Annotated in this window: 15 protein-coding genes; 4 read left to right on the top strand and 11 right to left on the bottom strand. The window is 68.1% G+C overall.

Going from position 1 to position 23,035, the window contains the following annotated elements; translation table 11 throughout:
* The first annotated feature begins 128 nt into the window (after positions 1–128).
* Genes G6N26_RS18915 through G6N26_RS18900 form a run of 4 tightly spaced genes read left to right on the top strand, consistent with a single transcriptional unit; the run spans position 129 to position 3,559 of the window.
* Positions 129–644 carry a hypothetical protein gene (locus tag G6N26_RS18915; protein ID WP_067173426.1) on the top strand — a complete coding sequence of 172 codons (516 nt, stop codon included), beginning with the start codon at positions 129–131 and terminating at the stop codon, positions 642–644.
* A gap of 18 nt (positions 645–662) precedes the next feature.
* Positions 663–1,118, top strand: a complete 456-nt coding sequence (locus G6N26_RS18910) for an FHA domain-containing protein (RefSeq protein WP_067173429.1) — start codon at positions 663–665, stop codon at positions 1,116–1,118.
* Positions 1,119–1,125: 7 nt separating this feature from the next.
* Entirely contained in the window at positions 1,126–1,776 is a 651-nt protein-coding gene (locus G6N26_RS18905; protein WP_083016759.1) for a Crp/Fnr family transcriptional regulator, read from the top strand.
* A gap of 10 nt (positions 1,777–1,786) precedes the next feature.
* The gene (locus G6N26_RS18900) at positions 1,787–3,559 is read left to right on the top strand and encodes an acyl-CoA dehydrogenase family protein (protein WP_083016760.1); all 1,773 of its coding nucleotides are present in this window, start codon (positions 1,787–1,789) and stop codon (positions 3,557–3,559) included.
* 3 nt (positions 3,560–3,562) lie between these two features.
* Here the strand turns inward: G6N26_RS18900 and G6N26_RS18895 are convergent, their stop codons facing one another.
* The 11 genes from G6N26_RS18895 to glf form a co-directional block, all read right to left on the bottom strand.
* Positions 3,563–5,128, bottom strand: coding sequence for an acyl-CoA carboxylase subunit beta (locus tag G6N26_RS18895; RefSeq protein WP_095576343.1), 1,566 nt, complete (start codon positions 5,126–5,128; stop codon positions 3,563–3,565).
* Positions 5,129–5,136: 8 nt separating this feature from the next.
* Positions 5,137–10,473, bottom strand: coding sequence for a polyketide synthase Pks13 (pks13, locus tag G6N26_RS18890; protein ID WP_083016761.1), 5,337 nt, complete (start codon positions 10,471–10,473; stop codon positions 5,137–5,139).
* Between the two features lie 13 nt (positions 10,474–10,486).
* The gene (gene fadD32 / locus G6N26_RS18885) at positions 10,487–12,385 is read right to left on the bottom strand and encodes a long-chain-fatty-acid--AMP ligase FadD32 (RefSeq protein ID WP_083016763.1); all 1,899 of its coding nucleotides are present in this window, start codon (positions 12,383–12,385) and stop codon (positions 10,487–10,489) included.
* Positions 12,386–12,721: 336 nt separating this feature from the next.
* Entirely contained in the window at positions 12,722–13,732 is a 1,011-nt protein-coding gene (gene culp6 / locus G6N26_RS18880; protein ID WP_067173447.1) for a carboxylesterase Culp6, read from the bottom strand.
* A 96-nt stretch (positions 13,733–13,828) separates the two neighbouring features.
* Positions 13,829–14,731, bottom strand: a complete 903-nt coding sequence (locus G6N26_RS18875; RefSeq protein ID WP_083016818.1) for an esterase family protein — start codon at positions 14,729–14,731, stop codon at positions 13,829–13,831.
* 162 nt (positions 14,732–14,893) lie between these two features.
* Positions 14,894–15,937, bottom strand: a complete 1,044-nt coding sequence (gene ag85A / locus G6N26_RS18870) for a diacylglycerol acyltransferase/mycolyltransferase Ag85A (protein ID WP_067173449.1) — start codon at positions 15,935–15,937, stop codon at positions 14,894–14,896.
* Between the two features lie 393 nt (positions 15,938–16,330).
* On the bottom strand, positions 16,331–18,304 hold the full coding sequence (gene aftB / locus G6N26_RS18865) for a terminal beta-(1->2)-arabinofuranosyltransferase (protein ID WP_269474984.1): 1,974 nt from the start codon (positions 18,302–18,304) through the stop codon (positions 16,331–16,333).
* Positions 18,291–19,208 carry a decaprenyl-phosphate phosphoribosyltransferase gene (locus G6N26_RS18860; protein ID WP_067173454.1) on the bottom strand — a complete coding sequence of 306 codons (918 nt, stop codon included), beginning with the start codon at positions 19,206–19,208 and terminating at the stop codon, positions 18,291–18,293. Before G6N26_RS18860 ends, aftB begins: the two co-directional genes overlap by 14 nt.
* 3 nt (positions 19,209–19,211) lie before the next feature.
* Complete coding sequence (locus tag G6N26_RS18855; protein ID WP_169925510.1) at positions 19,212–19,754, bottom strand: phosphatase PAP2 family protein; 543 nt, start codon at positions 19,752–19,754, stop codon at positions 19,212–19,214.
* On the bottom strand, positions 19,747–21,633 hold the full coding sequence (locus G6N26_RS18850; RefSeq protein WP_067173461.1) for a glycosyltransferase: 1,887 nt from the start codon (positions 21,631–21,633) through the stop codon (positions 19,747–19,749). Before G6N26_RS18850 ends, G6N26_RS18855 begins: the two co-directional genes overlap by 8 nt.
* On the bottom strand, positions 21,630–22,838 hold the full coding sequence (gene glf, locus G6N26_RS18845; RefSeq protein ID WP_083016822.1) for a UDP-galactopyranose mutase: 1,209 nt from the start codon (positions 22,836–22,838) through the stop codon (positions 21,630–21,632). The genes G6N26_RS18850 and glf overlap by 4 nt, the downstream gene beginning before the upstream one ends.
* Positions 22,839–23,035: the final 197 nt, after the last annotated feature.

Genomic DNA, 23,035 nt, shown 5'->3' with positions numbered 1-23,035 from the left:
TTTAAATGGCGCCCGGCGGCGCCGAATTAACGCCTGAGTAATAGTTTCGCCGACGGTTTGAATCGGCCAATTGCGGGACAATACTCATTTCGTTGTGATCCAGTTCACACGACGAAAAGGTGGCCCCCATGCGCACGCTGACACGCCTGAATACCTGCGCCGCCGCGGTCACGGTGCTGGTGTCGCCCGCCACGACATACGCCGTCGGCACGGCCGGCGCGGAGGGCGCCGGCACCACCGTCGTATTCGACGCCAAACTCCGGCGTTGCGATTTCAGTTTGGTGACTTTCGCGGTCCAGGTGCCGCATCCGTCCCTGGGGACGGGTTACGCCGTCGTCCACACGACCGGGTCGAAGGCGGTCGCGGATGTCCATCTGGTGGACGCGCCGGAGCCCGGCACCCATTTCGACGTGGGGCTGATCCAGGTGCCCCGCCCCGCCTCCGCCACGTGCGGACCCGGCGACCCCGGGACCGCGTTCACCGGCCTGGACACCGACGGGGCGGGCAGCGGAAATGCGACCGTCCAAGACAGCATCCGGCCCGGCACGACCGGGGTCTGGGTGATCGTCGAACAACCCAACCCTCACTCGCAGAGCCCGGCGGAGTTCTACACGTCCGAGTTCGTCGTGCCGGTGCGGGCATAGGGCAGATGCGAGGCGACGGTGTCCGCATCACAACGGGACACGCGACAGCAGCGAATCGCGGCGGATGACGCCACCGGCGACCTGTCCGCGATCCGCGGCTCCGCGCTGCCCGCGGAGGACGTGCCCGAGGACATCGACACCTCGTCGGAAGTGGCCGAGGCGGCGCTGGAGCGCGGCGCGGCCATGCTCGTGGTGAAACGCGGTCCCAACGTCGGAGCGCACTTCGTCCTGAACCAGCCCGTCATGACCGCCGGACGCCACCCCGAAAGCGACATCTATCTCGACGACATCACGGTCAGCCGCCGGCATGCCGAATTCCGCACCGAGAACGGCGAATTCCGCGTCGTCGACCTCGGCAGCCTCAACGGCACCTATCGCAACCGTGAACCCGTCGACTCCGCGATGCTGGCCGACGGCGACGTGCTCCAGGTCGGCAATTTCCGGCTGGTGTTCCGCACCGCCCAGACGCCGTGACCCGACCATGCATACGTGCGAATTCCCGTCCGGTGAAACCATTTTCGCCCAGGGCGATCCGGGCGACCGGCTCTACGTGGTCGTCGAAGGCGCGGTGAAGATCAGCCTGCGTGACCCCGCGGGCCGCACCAGTGTGCGGGCGATCATCGGGCAAACCGACATCTTCGGCGAGCTGGGGGTGTTCGACCCCGCGCCGCGCGCATGCACCGCCACGGCGCTCACCGACGTGCGAGCGCTGTGGGCGGACCGCGCCACCCTGCGAGCGTCGATGGCGCAGGAGCCGGCCCTGGGCGAACAGCTGCTGCGGGCGCTGACGCGGCGGCTGCGGGCCGCCGAAGGACAACTCGTCGAGCTGGTTTCCAGCGATGTCAACGCCCGCGTCGCCCGCCAGCTGCTGGAGCTGGGCAGGCGGTTCGGCACCCGCGAGGGCGGCGCGCTGTGGCTCGCGCACGAACTCAGCCAGGACGAGCTGGCCCAGCTTGTCGGCGCCGATCGGGTATCGGTGAACAAGGCGTTGGGCAGCTTCACCACCCGAGGCTGGATCTCGTTGCAGGGCAAGACGGTTCTGATCATCAACCCCACCGCGCTGGCCCGCCGCGCGGGGGACGTCGACCGCACCCGCCACGCCCTCCCGCACGACGATCGGCTCGGCGCGTAGCGTCTGTCCCATGAGCGACTACGCCGTAGAAGCGGTGGACAAGCTGCCGTTCTCCACCGAGGAAAAAGCACAGCGCTACGCGACGGAAAACTACGGTGGCGCCGTCGGTCTCAATTGGTACAGCACCGATCCCACGCTGCAGTTCACCATGGCCTACTACCTGCAGCCCGACGAGCTGACGTTGGCCGAGCGCCACCTGACGCGCATCGGCGAGCTGATGGGTGGCCCGGTGGCGCGGTGGGCCGAGGAGACCGACCGCAACCCGCCGCGCCTGCAGCGCTACGACCGGTGGGGCCACGACGTCAGCGACGTGGTGATGCCGCCGTCGTTCACGCAATCCAAGCGGGCCGTCCTGGACGCCCAGCGGGCGCTGCGGACCGAGGCGCGCGAGGCGAAGATGAGCTCCTCGCTGACGCTGTTCGCGTCGAATTATCTACTCAATCAAGCCGATATCGGCATGGGCTGCGCGCTGGGCACCGGCGGCGGCATGGTCCAGTCGCTGGTGGCGGCCTACGCGCCGGCCGACGTGGCCGAACACGTGCTGGCCAAATTCGCCTCCGGCGAGTGGGCCGGCGAGACGGCGCAGCTGCTCACCGAACGCACCGGCGGCTCCGACCTGGGCGCGCTCGAGACGACCGCCACCCGGCACGGCGACTCGTGGCTGCTGAACGGGTTCAAGTGGTTTGCGTCCAACTGCGCCGGGGAGGCGTTCGTCGTCCTGGCCAAACCCGAAGGCGCACCGGACTCTTCGCGGGGTGTCGCCAATTTCCTGGTGCTGCGCACCCGCCGTGACGGCTCCCGCAACGGCGTGCGGGTCCGGCGCCTGAAGGACAAACTCGGCACCCGTTCGGTGGCCTCGGGCGAGGTCGAGTTCGTCGACGCCGAAGCGTTCCTGCTGTCCGGCGAGCCCACCGCCGAATCCGGCCCCTCCGACGGCAAGGGGCTGGGCCGCATGATGGAGCTGACCAACGCCGCGCGGCTGGGCATCGCGTTGTTCGGGCTCGGCAACGCGCGACGCGCGCTGGTCGAGTCGCTGTGCTACGCGCGGCAGCGGCGCGCGTTCGGCGGGGCGCTGATCGACAAGCCGTTGATGCGGCGCAAGCTCGCCGAGATGATCGTCGATGTCGAAGCCGCCCAAGCGCTGGTGTTCGACGGCACCGGCGCCACCAACCACCGCCAGCCGCGTGGCCTGCGGCAGCGCATCGCGGTACCAGTCACCAAGCTGAAGGTGTGCCGGCTCGGGATCACCGCGGCGTCGGACGCGATCGAGATCCACGGCGGCAACGGCTATATCGAAACCTGGCCGGTGGCAAGGCTTTTGCGCGACGCGCAGGTCAACACCATCTGGGAGGGCCCGGACAACATCCTGTGCCTGGACGTGCGCCGCGGGATCGAGCAGACCCGCGCGCACGAGACGCTGCTGGCGCGGCTGCGCGATGCCGTCTCGGTCGCCGACGACGACGAAGCCACCCGGCTGGTCGCCGGCCGGGTCGAGGACCTCGACGCGGCGATCACCGCGTGGTCCAAACTCGACAGGCAGGTGGCCGAGGCGCGGCTGTTCCCGCTGACCCAATTCCTCGGCGACGTCTACGGCGGCGCGTTGCTCATCGAGCAGGCCGCCTGGGAGCGCGCCACCCGCGGCGGCGGGCGCAAGGCGCTGGTGGCGCGGCTCTATGCGCAGCGGTATCTCGCCGACCGCGGGGCGCTGCGCGGTATCGACGACGACTCCGACGAGGCGCTGGCGCGCTTCGACGAGTTGGTCGACGGTGCGCTGCGGCTCTAGGACCTAGATCGGGATGAGCCCGTGCTTGCGGGCCGTGCGGAACCACAACTGCTTGTCCCGCAACAGCTTCATCGACTTGCGCAGCAACAGCCTGGTCTGGTGCGGGTCGATGACCGCGTCGATGAAGCCGCGCTCGGCGGCGGTCCACGGGATCGCCATGTTGAGGTTGTAGCCCTCGATGAAGTCCTTCTTGATCTGCTGCGCCTCGGGGGTGGTCGGGTCCGGGAACCGCTTCATCAACAGCTGCGCGGCCCCCTCGGCGCCGATCACCGCGATGCGCGCGGTGGGCCAGGCGAAGTTGAAGTCGGCGGTCAGCTGCCGCGAACCCATCACCGCGTAGGCGCCGCCGTAGGACTTGCGCACGGTGATCGTCACCTTCGGCACGTCGGCCTCCACGACCGAGTACAGGAACCGGCCGCCGCGCTTGATGATGCCATTCTTCTCCTGCTCGGCGCCCGGCAAGAAGCCCGGGGTGTCCACCACGAACACCAGCGGGATGTTGAACGCGTCGCAGAACCGGATGAACCGCGCCGCCTTGTCGGAGGCCTCGTTGTCGATCGACCCGGACAGGTACATGGGCTGGTTGGCGATCACGCCGACCGGGCGCCCGTCGACCCGGGCGAAACCGGTGATGATGGCCGGGCCACCCTGCGCGGCAACGTCGAGGAAATCACCGTCGTCGAAGATCCGCAGCAGGATCTCGTGCATGTCGTAGGCCATGTTGTCCGAGTCCGGCACGATCGAGTCGAGCTCCAGATCGGTCGGGGTGGTCTCGGGCTCGAGACCGGGGTTGATGATCGGCGGCTGGCCGACGGCGCTCGACGGCAGGAACGACAGGAAGTCGCGCACGTACTGGAACGCCTCGGCCTCGGAGTTCACCACCTGGTGGATGTTGCCGTAGCGGGCCTGCGCGTCGGAGCCACCGAGCTCGTCGAGGCTGACCTCCTCGCCGGTGACCTCCTGGATCACGTCGGGTCCGGTGACGAAGAAGTAGCCCTGGTCGCGCACCGAGACCAGCAGGTCGTCCTGGATCGGCGAATACACCGCTCCCCCAGCACATTTGCCGAAGATCAGGGAAATCTGCGGCACCAGCCCGCTCAAAGCCTCGTGGCGACGGCCCAGCTCGGCGTACCACGCCAGCGACGTGACCGCGTCCTGAATCCGGGCCCCACCGGAATCCTGGATGCCGATGATCGGGCACCCGACCATCGCGCACCACTCCATCAGGCGGGCGACCTTGCGGCCGAACATCTCGCCGACGGTGCCCTGGAAGACCGTCTGGTCATGGGAGAACACCCCGACCGGGCGGCCGTCGATCATGGCGTGCCCGGTGACGCACCCGTCGCCGTAGAGCGCGTTCGGGTCGTTCGGCGTCTTGGCCAGCGCCCCGGTCTCCAGGAAGGTGCCCGGGTCGACCAGCGCATGCACGCGGGCGCGGGCGCTGGGGATGCCCTTCTTGTCGCGCTTGGCGACGGCCTTCTCACCGCCGGGCTCTTTGGCCAGTTCCAGGCGGCGATGGAGCTCGGCCAGCTTCTCGGCGGTGGTGTGCTGGATGGGGGCCGGCGCCATCTCCGTCACTACTTGCCTACCTCACTCGTCTGGGTGGTTTCCGCGTCCACCTTATTCAGCACCTCGGCCAGGTGTGCGCCCACCTTGGCGATGATCGGTTCGTCGATGGCCTGGATGTGCTCGCCGCCGATCGGGACCACCTCCAGGTCCGCCACGAACTGGCCCCAGCCGCCGTCGGGCTGGCGGACCGCATAGCGCGGCTCGAACTCGATGACGTCATCGTGGTAGCGATCGGCCATGTAGAGGGTCACGTGGCCGTCGTACGGCTCGATCACGACGGTCTCGAGCGCCCGGTTGTCCAGATACGACGTCCGTTGGTGTTCGACGATGCCGCCCGGAATCTGTACGCCGCTCTGCTGGACGATGTCCAGCACGAACTTGACCTGTCCCTCGTCGTCGAGCTCTTCGAGCTCCTCGTAGGGGATCGCGGGGATCTCGACGTTGAAGGTGCGCTCCGCGAACTTCGCGTAGCGGTCCCAGCGCTTGCGGGTCTCCTCCTTGGTCTGCGGGATCTCCTCGCCGGCGCGCACGGTGTCGATCATCCCGACGAATCGCACGTCGGCCCCGGCCCGCTTCAGCCCGATCGCGCACGCGTACGCCAGGGCACCACCGAGCGACCACCCGGCCAGGATGAACGGCTTGCCGCCGTTCATCTCCAGCAGCTTGGGCACGTACTGGGCGGCGCGCTCCTGGATAGTGCCCTCCACACGCTCAAGCCCGTACACCGGAATGTCCGCCGGTAGGTGGCTGATCAGCGGCTCGTAGACCACGGTCGACCCGCCGGCCGGGTGGAACACGAACACCGGTACCTGCGAGTCGTTCTCCGGTGCCCGGATAGTGCGCACGAAGCCGTCGATCTGACCGGCCTCCAGGTACTGGCGGACCTTTTCGGCCAGCGCCTCGATGGTCTCCGACGCCAGCACGTCCTCGGCGGTGATCGTGCCGTCGGCACGCTCCGAGAGGCGCTGCGCCATCTTGGCCGCGGTGTCCTCGTCGAGCTTGGGCAGCGGGTTGAAGATGCCGCCCGGCGACTTGCCCGTGACGATCGCCCAGGTGGCGAAGGTGACCCGCTCGGCGGCATCACGCGGGGGGACATCGGAATGCAGCGCCTTGGACACCGCCTCCTGGCTGAGCGCTCCCGCCAGGTTCGGCTGGCCACCGTTGGTCGCCGCGGCCGGTCCGGACGGATCCGTCGGCGGCGGCGGAATCGGCTCCTGCGTCTCGGGCTCGGCCTGCGGGTCCGGGGCGGGCGCGGCGGCCGAGGCGGGCGTTGCCCCGCTGAGCAGTTCGGCCTGCTCCTTGGCGATCTCCTCGGGCGTCAGCGTCTTCTGGTGCTCGTGCAGCGCGTAGACCTCGTCGCGGTGCTCGACCGCGTACTCGATCAGCTTCTCGACGGCGTAGAGGTTGGCGTCGCGCACCGCGGTCAACTGGATCGGCGGCATGTCGAAGTCGTATTCAACGCGGTTCTTGATCCGTACCGCCATCAGCGAGTCCAGGCCGAGCTCGACCAGCGGCACCTCCCACGGCAGGTCCTCGGGCTCGTAACCCATTGCCGCCGAGACGATCATGCCCAGCCGGTCGGCGATGGTCTCACCGGAATCCGGCGACCACCTACCCACGCTGGACGGCAGGTAGCGGTTGGTCAGGCTGTCCGACAGCGTCTCGGCGTCGGCCTCCTCGGCCGGCGCCGCGGGTGCCTCGACCGTGCTGGGGGCGGCCGCGATCGCGGCACCGGCGCCCACCGCGGTCGGCAACGCGGCCACGCTCTGGCCGGCCCGCGACACGAGCGCGTCGTAGACCAGGGTGAAGGACTCGTCGATGCGGGCGTGCACCTGGACCGAGGCGCCGCCCGGGTGCCGGGTCATCGTCGTCACCAGCCGGGCGCCCGCGCCGGGGACGGCGCGTTGCTCGGAAGCCACCAACTGGGCATCCGAAAGCACTTGTGTCGCGGCCGATCTCACCAACGCGGCCAGGTCCGTCTCACCGTTGCGCGGCGCGTACTCCCAGACGTGCCGGCCATCGGGCAGCGCTACGTGGGTGCCCGGCATGATCACCGAGCCGTCGCCGGAGAAATGCACGTCCAGCCAGTGCTCTTTGCGCTTGAACCGGGTCGGCGGGATGTTCGCGTAATCCTCCGGGCCATAGCGCGCGGCGGAACGCCGAGAAAATAAAGTCCGGATGTCCAGGTCGTGGCCGTGCACGTAGAGCTGGGCCATCGCCGAGATCATCGACTCGACGTCGTCCTGCTTTTTGGCCAGCGTCGGAATCAATTGGGCGTCATGCAAACCCGCGGCCGCGGTGGTCAAACCGATCTGCATCAGCGCCACCGGGTTGGGCGCCAGCTCCAGGAAGGTGGTGTGGCCGCTGTCGACGGCGTTGCGGACGCCGTGCGTGAAGTAGACCGAATGCCGCATTCCCTTGACCCAGTAGTCGACATCGTGGATCGGGTCGACGCCGGGCTTGACGTAGCTGCCCTCGTGCACCGTGGAGAAGATTCCGACGGTGGGGCTCATCGGCTTGATGCCCTGCAGTTCCGCGGAGAACTCACCGAGCAGCGGGTCCATCTGCGAGGTGTGGCCGGCGCCCTTGGTCTGCAGCTTGCGGGCGAAGCGGCCCTCGGCTTCACAGCGGGCGACGATCGCGTCGATCTGCTCGGGCGGGCCCCCGATCACGGTCTGACTGGGTGCGGCGTAGACGCACACCTCCAGGCCGGGGAAGTCACCGAACACCGTCTTCAGCTCGTCGGCGGAGTACTCCACCAACGCCATCAGCCGGATGTATTCGCCGAACAGCATGGCCTCGCCCTCACCCATCAGGTGTGAGCGCGAGGCGATCACGCGGGCGGCATCGCGCAGGGACAGCCCGCCGGAGAAATAGGCCGACGCGGGCTCGCCCAGCGACTGACCCACCACCGCAGCGGGTTTCGCGCCGTGATGCTTGAGCAGCTCACCCAGCGCGATCTGGATGGCGAAGATGACGACGTTGGAAGTTTCGATGCCGTACTCATGCGAGTCGTCGAGGATCAGTTCCAGCACCGAGTAGCCGCGCTCGTCCTGGATCAGCGCGTCGACCTTCTCGATCCACTCGGCGAAGACCTCGTTGCGCAGGTACAGGTTCTTGCCCATCTTGCGGTGCTGCGCACCGAAACCGGCCATCGCCCACACCGGCCCGCTGGTCACCGGCCCGTCGGTGCTGAACACGTTCGGCCGCTGCTTGCCTTCGGCGACCGCCCGCAGGCCCTTGATGGCCTCTTCATGGTCGTGGGCCAGCACCACCGCGCGCGAGCGCCCGTGGTTGCGCCGCGACAGCGCCCGGCCGATCGATTCCAGCGACGACGCCTGCCCCTCCGGGCTTTCCATCCAGTCCGCGAGGTCGGCGGCCGCCGTCTTCTTGCGCGAGGTCAAAAAGCCCGACACCGCGAGCGGGATCAGCGGCTTGGTCGGCTCCGACTCCTCTTGCGCGGCAAGCTCTGCCAGCGCGATCTCCTTGAGGCGCAGGGCCTCTTCGGTCACGCCCGGCAGTTCGTAGTCTTCTTCTTCGTCGGGCGCCTCGGCGTCGGGGATGATGTTGCCGAAGTCGTCGAACCGCAGCGAGTGGGCCTCGAGCGTGGGGGCCTCGGCAGGTTCCTCGCCGGGCGCGCCCGGCGCATCGGCTTGCGGGGTGGGTTCGGCCTCGCGCTCCACCACGTCGCGCGGCAAGACCTCGCGCACCACCAGGTGCGCGTTGGCCCCGCCGAAGCCGAAGCTGGACACGCCGGCCAGCGCGTAACCGCCGTAGCGCGGCCAATCAGTGGCGCCGTCAACGACTTTCAAGCGCATGCCGTCGAAGTCGATGTAGGGGCTGGGGCCGGCGAAGTTGATCGACGGCGGCAGCTTGTCGTGCTGCAGCGCCAGCACCACCTTGGCCAGGCTCGCCGCGCCGGCGGCCGACTCCAGGTGTCCCACATTGGTTTTCACCGCACCCAGCAGCGCCGGACGGTCGGTGGGGCGGCCGCGGCCGACGATGCGACCCAGCGCCTCGGCCTCGATCGGGTCACCCAAAACGGTGCCGGTGCCGTGGGCCTCGATGTAGTCGACGGTGCGCGGGTCGATGCCGGCGTCCTTGTAGGCCCGGCGCAACACCTCGGCCTGGGCGTCCTGGTTGGGGGCGATCAAGCCGTTGGACCGGCCGTCGTGATTGACGGCGCTGCCCGCGATCACGGCCAGAATCTGGTCGCCGTCGCGGCGGGCGTCGTCGACCCGCTTGAGCACGAACATGCCGCCGCCCTCGGAGCGGGTGTAGCCGTCGGCGTCCGACGAGAACGACTTGATCCGGCCGTCGGGAGACAGCACCTGACCGATCTCGTCGAAACCGAGCGTCACCAACGGCGTCAGCAACGCGTTGACCCCACCGGCGACCGCGACGTCGCACTCGCCGTTGCGCAGCGCCTGCACCGCCTGGTGCGTCGCCACCAGCGAACTCGAGCAGGCGGTGTCCAGCGCGACCGACGGGCCGCGGAAGTCGTAAAAGTAGGACACCCGGTTGGCGATGATCGAGCTGGCGGTGCCGGTGATCGCGTACGGGTGAGCGACGGTCGGATCCGAGACCGCCAGGAATTGGTAGTCGTTGTTGGAGAAGCCGACGTACACGCCGACGGCTTCGCCGCGCAGGGTCGACGCCGGAATGCGGGCGTGCTCGAGAGCCTCCCAGGTGAGCTCGAGCGCCATCCGCTGCTGCGGGTCGATATTGTCGGCCTCGGTCTTGGCGACCGCGAAGAACTCCGAGTCGAAGCCCTTGATGTCCTTGAGGTAGCCGCCGCGGGTGCGAGCGGTGCCGACGCGCGCGGCGATGCGCGGCTCTTCGAGGAATTCCGACCAGCGGCCCTCGGGTAGGTCGGTGATGGCGTCGCGGCCCTCCATGAGCGCTTGCCAGGTTTCGTCGGGGCTGTTCATGTCGCCGGGTAGCCGGGTGGACAGCCCCACGATCGCGATGTCGACGCGCTCGGCCGGGCCGGTACGGGTCCAGTCCGCGCCGTCGAGACCGTCGTCGGCGATCTCCGGCTCCCCCTCGATGATGCGAGTGGCCAGCGACTCGATCGTCGGATGCTGGAAGGCCACCGCGACCGACAGCGTGACCCCGGTCATGTCCTCGATGTCGGCGGCCATCGCCACCGCGTCGCGCGACGACAGGCCCAGCTCGACCATCGGCACCGACTCGTCGATGTCGTCCGGTGACCGGCCGACCGCCTTGCCCACCCAGTTGCGCAGCCACTGGCGCATCTCGGGGACGGTCATATCGGCCTTCGTGGCGGGCACCTCCCCGTCAGGGCCCGGGGTGATGTCTTCGGGGTGCTCAGTGTCAGCCATGGTCCTAAGAGATTCAGTCAGTGGAATTGGCGAAGGCCGTCGGGGATCCGACGCCGCTGCGCAGGCTGCCGTCGAGGTAGGCGGCGCGGCATGCGCGGTGCCCGATCTTGCCGCTGGAGGTCCGCGGGATCGTGCCCGACTGCACCAGCAGCAGGTCGCGGACCGTGACGCCGTGGCGCACGGCGATCGCCGCCCGGATGTCGTCGGCGATGGGCTGGTAGTCCAGCTTGTGGGAGCCCGCGGCGCGCTCGGCGACGATCACCAGCTGCTCGGAGCTGTCATCCGGGTCGTACTTGAGGCCGGTGTGGGGGTTGTCGAACACTTCCTGCGGCAGCTGATTGGCCGGCACCGAGAAGGCGGCGACGTAGCCAGTGCGCAGCGCCTTGCTAGCCTCCTGCGCCGAGTACTCGAGGTCCTGCGGGTAGTGGTTGCGGCCGTCGATGATGACGAGGTCCTTGATGCGGCCCGCGATATAGAGGTGGCCCTTGTGGTAGGTGCCGTAGTCGCCGGTCTTGACCCACATGCCGTCGTCGGGGGCGCCCTCGGCGTGCGACTGACTGATCCGCGACTTGAGGATGTTGCGGAAGACGTCGTTGGTCTCTTGTTCCTTGCCCCAGTAGCCGATGCCCAGGTTGTTCCCGTGCAACCAGATCTCGCCGATCTGGCCGTCGGGCAGTTCGCTGGCGGTCTCGGGGTCGACGATGACGGCCCACTCGTCGACGCCGATGATGCCGGCGGAAACCTGCGCCACGGCGTTGGGCGCGTCGGCGGCAACCTCGACGAAGCGCTGCTTGTTCAGCTCGTTGCGGTCGACGTGGATGACGGTCGGCGGCTCGTCCATCGGCGTGGTGGAGACGAACAGCGTCGCCTCGGCCAGGCCGTAGGAGGGCTTGATCGCGGTCTCACGCAGGCCGTAGGGGGAGAACGCCTCGTAGAACTTGCGCATCGACGCCGGCGACACCGGCTCGCTGCCGTTGAGGATCCCCTTGACGTTGCTCAGGTCCAGCGGCGACTCGCCTTCCTTGGGCACCCCGCGCACCGCGGCATGCTCGAACGCGAAGTTCGGGGCGACGGTGAAGACCTCGCAGTCCGGGGCGTCCTCGGGCTTGCGTGCCATCTCCCGGATCCACCGGCCGGGCCGGCGCACGAACGCGGCCGGGGTCATGAAGGTGAAGTTGTGGCCGAGCACCGGCGACAGCAGCGCCGTGATCAGACCCATGTCGTGGAAAAACGGCAGCCAGGACAGGCCGCGGTCGCCCTCCTTGCCTTCCAGGCCGTTGAGCACCTGCAGCACGTTGGTGGGCAGGTTCAGGTGGGTGATCTCCACGCCGGTCGGGGTGCGGGTGGAGCCGGAGGTGTACTGCAGGTAGGCGATGGTGTTCTCGTCGGCCTCGGGCGGCACCCAGGTGGACGCGACCTCGCTGGGCACCGCGTCGACGGCGATGACGCGGGGCCGCTCCTTGGCGGCGCGGGCGCGGATGAACTTGCGGACGCCCTCGGCGGCCTCGGTGGTGGTCAGGATGGTCGACGGGGTGCAGTCGTCGAGCACGGCGTGCAGGCGGCCTACGTGGCCCGGCTCGCTCGGGTCGAACAGCGGCACGGCGATCCGCCCGGCGTACAGCGCGCCGAAGAGCGCGATCAGGTAGTCCAGGTTCTGCGGGCACAGCACGGCGATGCGGTCACCGGGCTGGGTGACTTGCTGCAGCCGGGCACCCACGGCGCGGTTGCGGGCGCTGAACTCCGACCAGGAGATGTCGCAGGCGACGCCGTCGCGCTCGGTGGAAAAGTCCAGGAACCGGTAGGCGAGCTTGTCACCACGAACCCGGGCCCACTTCTCAACGTGCTTGACCAAGTTCGTGTTCTCGGGGAACTTGATCTTTCCATTCACGATGAACGGGTTGTGGTACACCATGCCGCTCTCCTGTCACACCTGTTATCTAGGTCGGCTCCGCCGACGTTGTTTCTAAGTCGGCTCGGCCGACATCGTTCCCTAGGTCGGCTTCGCCGACATTTCGTTCACTAGCTCTGGCCGGCTACCGCCGACCGTCACATGTCTACGCGCGGGCCAGAACGCCGGTGACGTGCCAGTCCCAGGCCGGCATCGACCCCGACGAGGGCCCGCGACAAAGTCTGGTAGCTCTTAAATTCCTCTTAATGTTACGGGCCCGCCCCACGGCAGACCAAATCACAAGGTACCGCTGATAGCCACCCGCAACCGCTACCTAACGGCTGTGTCCCACCGCCCCGGTCATCCGTGTTTCGGTTGTGGCGCATTCGCAATCAGCCCGTGAGCCCAGTTCAACGTCCAGTCGGTCGCCGGGGCCCCGTCGACACTCCAGCACTGCGTCGTCGCGTACAGCGCGTGGACCGGTTGGGCGGCACCGCCGGCCAACGTGTTCAGCGTGCTCGGCAGGTTGGCGATGCTGAAGGCCTCTTCCGGTGCGGCGCAGATGAGGTCGCCCGGCGCGCAGATCTCGTTGGTCCTGTCGTTGAGGTCGCCGAACCCACCCGGGCGCGCACCGGTCATGGTCAGACCCATCCCGGACAGGATGGGCACCTCGTGCAACGTGACCTCGGCGCCCTGGCCCGGCGGGTTGGGCCCGATGTCGTTGCCGACCCCGAGCTGACGCCGCCCGTCAGCGATCAATGTCACACCCAACACCAGGTCCTCGTCGACGGGCCCGCGGCCGTTGCCGATGTCGCTGGCGATGTCGCCCATGATCACCGCGCCCTGCGAAAAGCCCATCAGCACGTAGCTGGTCAGCGGGCACTTGGTGTTCATGTCGGTCATCGCCGCCACGGTGGCGCGGGTGCCCTCGGCCCGGCTGGCGTTGTAGGACATCTGCGTGTCACCGCTCAGCGGGTTGTGGAACTGCGCGGTGTACGGGGTGGTGTACGCCTGCACCCGCGACGCGGGGAAATCCTGGGTGATGCTCGCGGTCACCTTGTGCAGCAAAGCGTTCGGGAACTGCAGCGGGTTGGCGGGGTCGTCCTGCGGCGCGGACTCCCACGTGCCGGGGACGTTGACCAGCAGCACGTCGGGGCATGAGGCGTCCTGGGAAGCGGGTCGCGGCTTGTGCGGGTGCGTCGTCGTCGACGACGGGGGCAAGACCCCGGGCGGCACCGCGCTCGGCTGCGATTCGCGCCCACGCAGCACGGTCACGACGGCCACGATGACCAACAAGACGACACCGGCGACCGAAAGGGCGGCAACCCAGGCGAGGGTGCGGCGGCGCTTACGCCGGGCGCTGTTAGCCATGTTCTCCTGCCAGCAGAGTCGGTGGACCGCAGCTCGGATCCGGGCAAGCGGCCCGCCGACCCCGGCTGCACCCCTACACGGTACCGGCTCGGCTAGCTAGCGAATGGCGCCGACGATGTCGCCCGACATGGCCCCCAATTGCCCCGACCACGAGCCCCAACCGTTGTCGCCGCCGCCCGGGAAGTCGAAGTGCCCGTTGTGGCCGCCGTTGCTGCGGTACTGCTGATAGAACTCCCGCGAACCGCCCATCGCCGCGGCCGCCTGGCCGATCATGGCGGCGTCGTCGCCGCCCATGTTGGTCGGGCTGTATACCCAGACGCGGGTGTTGTTCTGCGCCAGCAGCGAGGCGTGCACGTACGGGTCGTGCCACTTCCACCGGCCCAGCTGCGGCGCTCCCCACATGCCATTGCCGTCCACGCCGCCGAACTGCTGCAGGCCGGCCAGGATGGCGCCGTTGTAGTTGGTGCTCGACGGGTACAGGAAGCCCGACAGCGAGCCGGCGAAGCCGAAGCGGTCGGGGTGGAAAGCGGCCAGCGCCATCGCGCCGTAACCACCCTGCGAGGCGCCGACGGCGCCATGGCCGCCCGGCGCGAGCCCCTTGTTCGCCGCCAGCCAATCGGGCAGCTCGCTGGACAGGAAGGTGTCCCACTGCTTGCTGCCGTCCTGCTCCCAATTGGTGTACATGCTCCACGCGCCGCCGGCCGGGGCCACCACCGAGATGCCCTTGCCGCCCAGCGTGTTCATCGCGTTGCCGGCGGTGACCCAGTTGCTCACGTCGGGTGCCGCGTTGAAGGCGTCCAGCAGGTACACCGCGTGCGGACCGCCGGCGAGGAAGGCCACCGGGATGTCGCGGCCCATGGCCGCCGACGGCACCATCAGGCTTTCGTAGCCCGCGGCCCTGGCTTTGCCGACCGCCCCGACCGCCGGCGCAACAAAGGCCAGCCCGACCGCTAGCACGGCAAAGCAGAACGCCCGAAGAAGCGCTGGCACACCCCGCACGACCGTCATGTCCACCCTCCATCGTCTAGTCGCTGAATGCACAGTAGCCAGCGACCCGGTACCCGCGCTCGCCGGGTAGTGAAACAGGTCACACGTGCCGCAAACGACTAACGGCGGAAACCCCGAAGGGTTCCCGCCGCGAGTCGTACTGCTTGGCGTGTTTTAGGTGCCCTGGCCGGTTCCGTTACCGGCAGCCGAGGCCGTGGCCGGGCCCGCACCGGGGGTGGCACCCAGCACCGACTGCATGTCAGGCTTCATCGCCTGCAGCTGCGCGCCCCAGTAGGGCCAGTCGTGGGTGCCGTTGGCGTCGAAGTTCCAGTAGGCGTTGTGGCCGCCGGCGGCGTTGTAGGCGTCCTGGAACTTCAGGTTGCTGGTCCGCACGAAGCCCTCGAGGAACTTCGCGGGCAGGTTGTCGCCACCGAGGTCGGACGGCTTGCCGTTACCGCAGTACACCCAGATCCGGGTGTTGTTGGCGACGAGCTTGCCCACCTGAAGCGACGGGTCGTTGCGCGCCCAGGCCGGGTCTTCCTTCGGGCCCCACATGTCGGCGGCCTTGTAGCCACCGGCGTCACCCATGGCCAGACCGATCAGCGACGGGCCCATGCCCTGGGACGGGTCCAGCAGCGCCGACAGCGAGCCGGCGTAGACGAACTGCTGCGGGTGGTAGGCGGCGAGGATCAGCGCCGACGAACCCGCCATCGACAGACCGACCACGCCGCTGCCGGTCGGCTTGACCTGCCGCTCGCTCTGCAGGTACGCCGGGAGCTCGCTGGTCAGGAAGGTCTCCCACTTGTAGGTGGTGCAGCCGGCCTTGCCGCAGGCGGGCTTGTACCAGTCGGAGTAGAAGCTGGACTGGCCACCGACGGGCATGGCAACCGAGATGCCCGACTGGTTGTACCACTCGAACGCCGGGGTGTTGATGTCCCAGCCGTTGAAGTCGTCTTGGGCACGCATGCCGTCGAGCAGGTACAGCGCCGGCGAGTTTGCGCCACCGCTCTGGAACTGGACCTTGATGTCGCGGCCCATTCCGGCGGACGGAACCTGCAGGTATTCCACCGGCAGACCCGGGCGCGAGAAGGCACCGGCGGTCGCCGAGCCCCCGACGGCGCCAATCAGGCCCGTCAGCAGTGCCGCGCTGGCGGCCCCCACCACGAGCCGGCGTGGCATTCCCGCCACGGCGCCGCGCAATCTGTCGACAAGCGTCATCCTTGCTTCCTCATCCTTCTTGCTGCCTTTCGGCGCATTCGTCCGATCGGCCGCTTTCCTGATTGGGTCAAACTGCCTGCGCGTACCCACCTGCACGGTGCCTCCTCAGGCCATCGTCGGCCCGCATCGTCGCCGCGCGAAGCGCAGGAGTGCCCGTGTAGTCAACCACACCTTGCCTCATTCGTTCGCATCGAGGTGAGCCGCCCAACCGTCGAGCAGCCCACCTACCCAGCGGTTTTCATGTCGAACATGTGTAAAAGAGGCGTGGTTGGCGCATGTGCTTGACCGCCATTGCCAGCTGGTGAGGGGCCAAATGTGATGTTGCTGCCATTTTTTCGCGACGGACCGGTGGTAATGGGGGCGATTTTTGCCGAAATTTCTTCTGCGCGACGCTTACTCGCGAGGCGGCGGTGGCGCCTGTTCGGGTATCGGCAGCCCGCACCGCGCCAGTTCGTAGAGCGGGACGCGGTCGATGCGGTACTTGGTGAATTGGAAGGAGTGCAGCACGTTGGACAGGAACCGATGCGGGTTCATCGGCGCGCGCACCGAGCCGAGCATCGCCTGGGTGTCGGGGCACTTCAGCGCCGAGACGGCCTCGGCGACCCACTGCGCGTCCAGGTAGCCGGGGATACCCGGATACACCTTCACCCAGGGCCCGTCGGCGATCACCCAGTCCGGGAAGAGGTTCTTGTCGTGCCCGATGCGGCCGTGCTTGAGCCGCTCGGTGTGTTGCGCCAGGGGGTTGGCCAGGCCGATCTGGTCGATGACCCGGACGTCGAGCCCGACGTTCATGCCGACCATGCCGAGGTTGGTGAAAAACACCGCATGCTGAGGCTTTTGCGGCGACTTGTCGCCCGGAGCCGGCTGGGCCTGCGGCACCAGGTCCCACTGGATGTAGTTGCCCGACGGCAGCAGCAACGCGCCGTCGGGGGTGTTGTTCAGGGCCGTCAGGATGGCGGCCATCCGCGGATAGCCCAGGTAGTCCGCGGCGGTCAGCGGATGTGCGTGACCGGTGGCCTGGGTATAAAAGCGCCGTTCGTCGACGATCCCGGAGTACGTGACGTGGGTGGCGTCGTCGCCCATGCCGGGTGAGTTCGCCGCCCACAGCGCCCAACCGCCCACCCCCAGCCACAACGCCGCCGCCGCGCCGGCCACCCAGTTACCGGTCTCGCGCGAATAATCCTGTCCGTCGGGGATGGCGACCGGGACGACGGCCACCGGGGCCAGCAGGCAGAACAGCGGGGCCAGCAGCACCCGCGCGTGCATGAAATCGCCGCCCTGGCGAATCCAGTACAGGGCCTGCAGCAGACCGCTGATCAGGACCCACGCCACCACCGCCGGCGGGCTGTGCACCGCCCGGGCCCACCGGCCGTAGTCGGGTGCCAGCGCGGGCCGCAGGAACGAGGGCCGCCGCCGGGCGGCGAACAGCAGCACGCCCAGCGGCACGAGCAGCACCACCGGTATCCACACCGCGTACGGGGCGTTGAAGTTCGAGAGGTAGATCATGCCCTGGGACCACTTGTCCCCGGCAGCGTCCTTGGCCAGGGCGGTGCCGGGCACCAGCAGGCCGTAATAGCCCATCCGGAAGATCTCGTAGCCGACCGGCAACAGACCGCCGGCCGCCACGATCAGCGCGCGGCGCCGCCAGGTCCGGGCCGCGACCAGCATCATGATCAGCGCCAGCCCGCCCATGAGCGCGAGCTCGGGCCGAACCAGGACGCTGAACCCGGCGACGAACGCCAGCGCGCCGACGAAGACGTTCTTGTCCGCGCGGTTGCGCATCGGCTGCGCCCAGCAGACCATCATCCACCACAGCAGCCCGAGATAGGCCAGCGCCAAACCGCTTTCCAGGCCGGAGGTGGCGAAGTCGCGCGCGGGCGGCAGCGCGACGTAGACCAATGCGCCGGCGGGCAACATGATCGCTTTGCGACCGCGCAGGCTGGGTGCGTACAACCGCGCGGCGCCCAGCATCAGCAGCGCCACGCCCAGCACCGAAAGCACCAGCGCCAGAGCCAAGGCCACGTATTCCATGCGCAGCGGGCCGCCGACCCAGCTGCCGACGTACATCAGGTACGTCCAGGCGGTGGAGGTGTTGGCCTCCACCCGCTCGCCCTGGTTGAACACCGGTCCGTTGCCGGCGAGCAGGTTGCGCACGGTGCGCAACACGATGAGCCCGTCGTCGGCGATCCACCGCCGCTGCCAGGCGCCCCAACCGAACAGGACGGCGACCACCGCGACGCTGACCCACAGGCTGGTCCGCACCATGGTCGTGTACGGGAACACCGGCCAACCGGGCCGCCTGATCACCGGCCGGCTGCGCATCATGCGCGCCTTGAGCGCCTGCAGCTCGGGGCTAACCGAAGGCAACGGCGGCTCCGACTGTCAACATCCACGCCAGCGCCAGGAGCTGGAACACCCTGTCGCGCAACACGATGTCTTCGGGCTCCCCCGCCAGCCCGCCGTCCACGTCGACCGCGTAGCGCAGGATCGCGATGGTGAACGGCACCATCGACAACACGAACCAGCTCGCCTCGCCGTGTTCGCGGTCGAAAGCCCACAGGCCGTAGCAGACCACCAGCGCGGTGGCCGACAACGTCCACACGAAGCGCAGGTAAGTACTGGTGTAGTTCTCGAGCGCCTTGCGGATTTTCGCCCCGGTACGCTCGGCCAGTTGCAGCTCCGCGTATCGTTTGCCGGCCGCCATGAACAGCGACCCAAAAGCCATCATCAGCAAAAACCATTGCGTCAGATGGATATTGGTGGCCGCGCCCCCCGCGATGGCTCGGATCAGAAACCCCGACGACACGATGCAGATGTCCATCACCGCTTGGTGTTTGAGGCCGAAGCAGTAGGCCAACTGGATCGCGATGTAGACCGCCATCACCGCCGCCAGATTGGGTGTGAGCCACCAGCCGATGGCCAGCGACGCGGTCGCAAGCAACACGGCCAAGGCATAGGCCAGCCACTCGGGCACCACGCCCGCCGCGATCGGGCGGAACCGCTTGGTCGGGTGCTCGCGGTCAGCCTCGACGTCGCGCGCATCGTTGACCAGGTAGATCGACGAGGCCGCCAGACAGAACACCACAAACGCCACGGATACCTTGGTCAGTACGTCGGCGTAGTTGTAATGGACCGGGCCGCCCAATGCGGCCACCGGTGCGAGCAACACCAATACGTTCTTGATCCACTGCCGCGGGCGCAGCGCCTTGATCACCCCGGCGACCAGGTTGCTGGGCGGGCCGGCCACCACTTCCTCAGTTTCCTTGGTCATTGGTCACCTTCTCACGACCTCTCCCACGCGGCGCGCGACCGCCGCGACGACGGCACCCAGGGCGATGCCGCAGGCCACGTCGCTGGGGTAGTGCACACCCAGCAACATTCGCGACAACGCCATCGGCGGCACCAGGACCGCCGCGCATACTCCTCGGGGCAGGCCGGTGGCCCGGCCCATCAGGATCGCGGCGGCCGTGGTGGAAGTGGCATGTGCGGACGGAAAACTCAACTGGCTGGGCGTGCCGACGTTCACCACGACGGCGGGATCGTGCGGCCGCTTGCGTCGCACGATCCGCTTGACGATCACGGCGGCGGCGTGGGCGACGAATGCTCCGGCTCCCGCGACCAGCCAGTCCCCGCGCCGCTTCGGCGACAGCACCGCCCCGAGCAGGGCGATGGCCACCCAGCCGATGCTGTGCTCGCCGAAGTGGGACAGTGCGCGCGCCACCGGTAGCGTCCCGGGGCGATCGCCCAGTGCCGCCTGGACGGCGACGAGCGCGGCCACTTCACCGCGCGGGGCCTCTGCAGCAGCGGCCTCAGGCATGTTCTGCAGCTGGCAGCAACGCCGTCTCCCACTTCTGCTTGCTGGACAACACCGGCAGCGCGTCGCGGTACACCTTGCGCATCTCGTCGAACCGGCTGAGCAGCTGACGCTGACGGCGCAGCGATGCGAACAACAGCGAGAACATCTTTCGCCGGTCCCGCTGTCGGTAGACCACCCCACACCCGTCGGCGGTCGTGACGGTCACGCCGTCCACGGTGCACAGGCGGAACCAGCGCGCATCCTGGGTCGGCACGTTGTACTCCGGGTTCCGGTGGGCCTCGGCGTCCGCCTTGGTCGCGTTGTGCAGGATCCCGCGGGCCAGCCGGTAGCCGATCGACACCGGGTTCACCGGCGGGTTCATCGCCTTGCTCTGGTAGCGCGGTTGCGGCAGTTCGCTGGCCGCCGGCAGCACCACCGCGTCCGGGTATTCCTTGCGCAGGCGATGCACCTCCGGCAGCGCGGATTCCAGGATCGAAAAGATGTGCTCGGGCCCCGCGAGGAAATCATCGATGGCCCTGTTCTGGATCGCCACCGTCGAATACTCAAGGCAGGCAAGGTGTTTCAGCGTCGCCTTGAGGTGGCTGCGCACCAGCCCGGTGATGTCACCATCCCAGTGCAGCGCGGCGACCACCAGCCGGTTGCGCAGGTGGAAGTAGGCCTGCCAGTCGATGGCGTCGTCCTTGTCGCTCCAGGCCATGTGCCAGATCGCGGCGCCGGGCAGCGTGACGGTCGGGTACCCGTGCTCGCCGGCGCGCAGGCCGTATTCGGCGTCGTCCCATTTGATGAACAGCGGCAGCGGCTGGCCCAGCTCCTCGGCCACCTGCCTCGGGATCATGCAGGTCCACCAGCCGTTGAAGTCGACGTCGATGCGCCGGTGCAGCAGGGCACTCCGAGAGTTCTTGTCGCTCAACGGGAATTCGGCGAAATCGTGGTCGTACTCGGCGTGCGGCGCGGCGGTCCACATGAAGTTGGACTGGTTGACGACCTCGCCCATGATGTGCAGGTGTGAGGGCTCCTGCAGGTTGAGCATCTGGCCGCCGACGAGCATCGGCGTCTTGGCGAAGCGGTGCATCGCGAGCACCCGCAGGATCGAGTCCGGCTCGATGCGGATGTCATCGTCCATGAACAGGATCTGTTGGCAGTCGGTGTTTTTCAGCGCCTCGTACATCACCCGGCTGTAGCCGCCGGAACCGCCGAGGTTGGGCTGGTCGTGGATCGACAGCCGATCGCCCAGGCCCGCGGCCGCCGCAGGGAAGTCCGGGTGATCGCGCACCTTGCGCGTGCCCTGGTCAGGAACGATCACCGCACCGATCACCTCGTCCACCAAGGGATCCGCGGTGAGGTCGGCCAGGGCGTTGACACAGTCGGCGGGGCGATTGAACGTGGGGATGCCGACGGCGATGTTGGCCGGGACCGGGGCGGGCTCGGTCGCATACCAGCCGCCGCTGACCAGGTTGACCGCGCTGTCGGTGGTGATGTCGAACCAGATCCAGCCGCCGTCCTCGAACGGCTTGAGCGCCACCTCGATCTCGACGACGGCCGGCTGCTCGTCGGTGCCGACGAATTGGCGGCCCTCCACCGAGATTCGCACCCCGGTGGCCTTCGTCCGGTACACGTCGACGCGTCCGGTGCCGGTCAGCTCGACCCGCAGCACCACCGACTGGCAGATCGACCAGCGCCGCCAGTAGCTGGCGGGGAACGCGTTGAAGTAGGTAGCGAACGACACCTCGGACTCTTTGCCGATCTCCAGCGAGGTGCGGCTCGTCGCGTGCGCCCGCCGGGCGTTGGTGGTCGACTCCTCCAGGTACAGCTTGCGCACGTCGAGCGGCTCGCCGGGACGCGGCAGGATGATCCGGGACAACAGGCTCACGGCGGTCATCGCGCGCCTTCCTCTTTGTTCTGGGCTTCACTCAGGGATGCGCCGTCGCGTAGGTGCGGCGCCAATACGTTGTCGTACATGCTCAGTGCGCTGGCGATGGCCATGTGCATATCCAGATACTGGTAGGTGCCCAGCCGGCCGCCGAAAAGCACCTTCGCCGAGGCGGTTTCGGACTTCGCCCGGGCCCGGTAGGCGGCCAGCACGGCGCGGTCGGACTCGGTGTTGATCGGGTAATACGGCTCGTCGTCGTCCTCGGCAAAGCGCGAGTATTCGCGCATGATCACGGTCTTATCGGCCGGATAGTCGCGCTCGGTGTGAAAGTGACGGAACTCGTGGATGCGAGTGAAGGGCACGTCGGGGTCGTTGTAGTTCATCACCGGTGTGCCCTGGAAGTCCCCGATGGGCAGCACTTCCAGCTCGAAGTCCAGCGTGCGCCACCCCAGCCGGCCCTCGGCGTAGTCGAAATAGCGGTCCAGCGGGCCCGTGTAGACGACCGGCGCGTCGGGGCTGTCCGCGCGCAGTTGGTCGCGCACGTCGAACCAGTCGCTGTCCAGCCGGACGTCGATGCGGTCGTCGGCGGCCATGTTCCGCAGCCAGGCCGTGTAGCCGTCGACGGGCAGGCCCTCGTAGGTGTCGGAAAAGTAGCGGTTGTCGAAGGTGTAGCGCACCGGCAGCCGGGTGATGTTAGCGGCCGGGAGTTCCTTGGGGTCGGTCTGCCACTGCTTGGCGGTGTAGCCCTTGACGAACGCTTCGTAGAGCGGGCGACCGATCAGCGAGATCGCCTTCTCCTCGAGGTTCTGCGCGTCCGCGGTGTCGATCTCGGCGGCCTGCTCGGCGATCAGCTTGCGCGCCTCGTCGGGCGTGAAGTACTTGCCGAAGAACTGCGACACCAGGCCCAGCCCCATCGGGAACTGGTAGGCCTGCCCGTTGTGCATGGCGAAGACCCGGTGCCGGTAGTCGGTGAAGTCGGTGAACTGCCGCACGTAATCCCAGACCCTCTTGTTGGAGGTGTGGAACAGGTGCGCGCCGTACTTGTGGACCTCGATACCGGTGTGCGGCTCGGCTTCTGAATAGGCGTTGCCACCGATGTGCGGGCGGCGGTCCACCACGAGTACACGCTTCCCGAGCTGGGTAGCCACGCGTTCGGCAATGGTCAGTCCGAAGAATCCAGAGCCGACGACGAAAAGATCGAAACGAGCGGTCATCGGTTGCTTAGGGTATCCGACCGCGTGGCCCGAACCCATTTGGCGAGGCCAGGGAGAGCCGCGGTCGTTTGACGAGGCCCGTCGGGGGCCGTCGAGAGCCGTCGGGGCGATCCCGGGATCCGCGATCACAGTCCTGGTCGCATTTGCCTCACGATTCAATATCACCACTCTAGTAACAGGCCCCCCACTCGTACCAT

The organism is Mycobacterium marseillense (genome assembly GCF_010731675.1).
In the GTDB taxonomy this organism is placed as follows: domain Bacteria; phylum Actinomycetota; class Actinomycetes; order Mycobacteriales; family Mycobacteriaceae; genus Mycobacterium; species Mycobacterium marseillense.
Note: the sequence above shows the minus strand (reverse complement) of the source record. Positions and strands in the feature narration are given on the sequence as shown.

What these genes read in the sequence shown, in the direction of transcription:
- G6N26_RS18915 (WP_067173426.1), top strand. Translation starts at nt 129, where the DNA reads ATGCGCACGCTGACACGCCTGAATACCTGCGCCGCCGCGGTCACGGTG.
- G6N26_RS18905 (WP_083016759.1), top strand. Translation starts at nt 1,126, where the DNA reads ATGCATACGTGCGAATTCCCGTCCGGTGAAACCATTTTCGCCCAGGGC.
- G6N26_RS18900 (WP_083016760.1), top strand. Translation starts at nt 1,787, where the DNA reads ATGAGCGACTACGCCGTAGAAGCGGTGGACAAGCTGCCGTTCTCCACC.
- G6N26_RS18895 (WP_095576343.1), bottom strand. Translation starts at nt 5,128, where the DNA reads ATGGCGCCGGCCCCCATCCAGCACACCACCGCCGAGAAGCTGGCCGAG.
- pks13 (WP_083016761.1), bottom strand. Translation starts at nt 10,473, where the DNA reads ATGGCTGACACTGAGCACCCCGAAGACATCACCCCGGGCCCTGACGGG.
- fadD32 (WP_083016763.1), bottom strand. Translation starts at nt 12,385, where the DNA reads ATGGTGTACCACAACCCGTTCATCGTGAATGGAAAGATCAAGTTCCCC.
- culp6 (WP_067173447.1), bottom strand. Translation starts at nt 13,732, where the DNA reads ATGGCTAACAGCGCCCGGCGTAAGCGCCGCCGCACCCTCGCCTGGGTT.
- ag85A (WP_067173449.1), bottom strand. Translation starts at nt 15,937, where the DNA reads ATGACGCTTGTCGACAGATTGCGCGGCGCCGTGGCGGGAATGCCACGC.
- G6N26_RS18860 (WP_067173454.1), bottom strand. Translation starts at nt 19,208, where the DNA reads ATGACCAAGGAAACTGAGGAAGTGGTGGCCGGCCCGCCCAGCAACCTG.
- G6N26_RS18855 (WP_169925510.1), bottom strand. Translation starts at nt 19,754, where the DNA reads ATGCCTGAGGCCGCTGCTGCAGAGGCCCCGCGCGGTGAAGTGGCCGCG.
- G6N26_RS18850 (WP_067173461.1), bottom strand. Translation starts at nt 21,633, where the DNA reads ATGACCGCCGTGAGCCTGTTGTCCCGGATCATCCTGCCGCGTCCCGGC.
- glf (WP_083016822.1), bottom strand. Translation starts at nt 22,838, where the DNA reads ATGACCGCTCGTTTCGATCTTTTCGTCGTCGGCTCTGGATTCTTCGGA.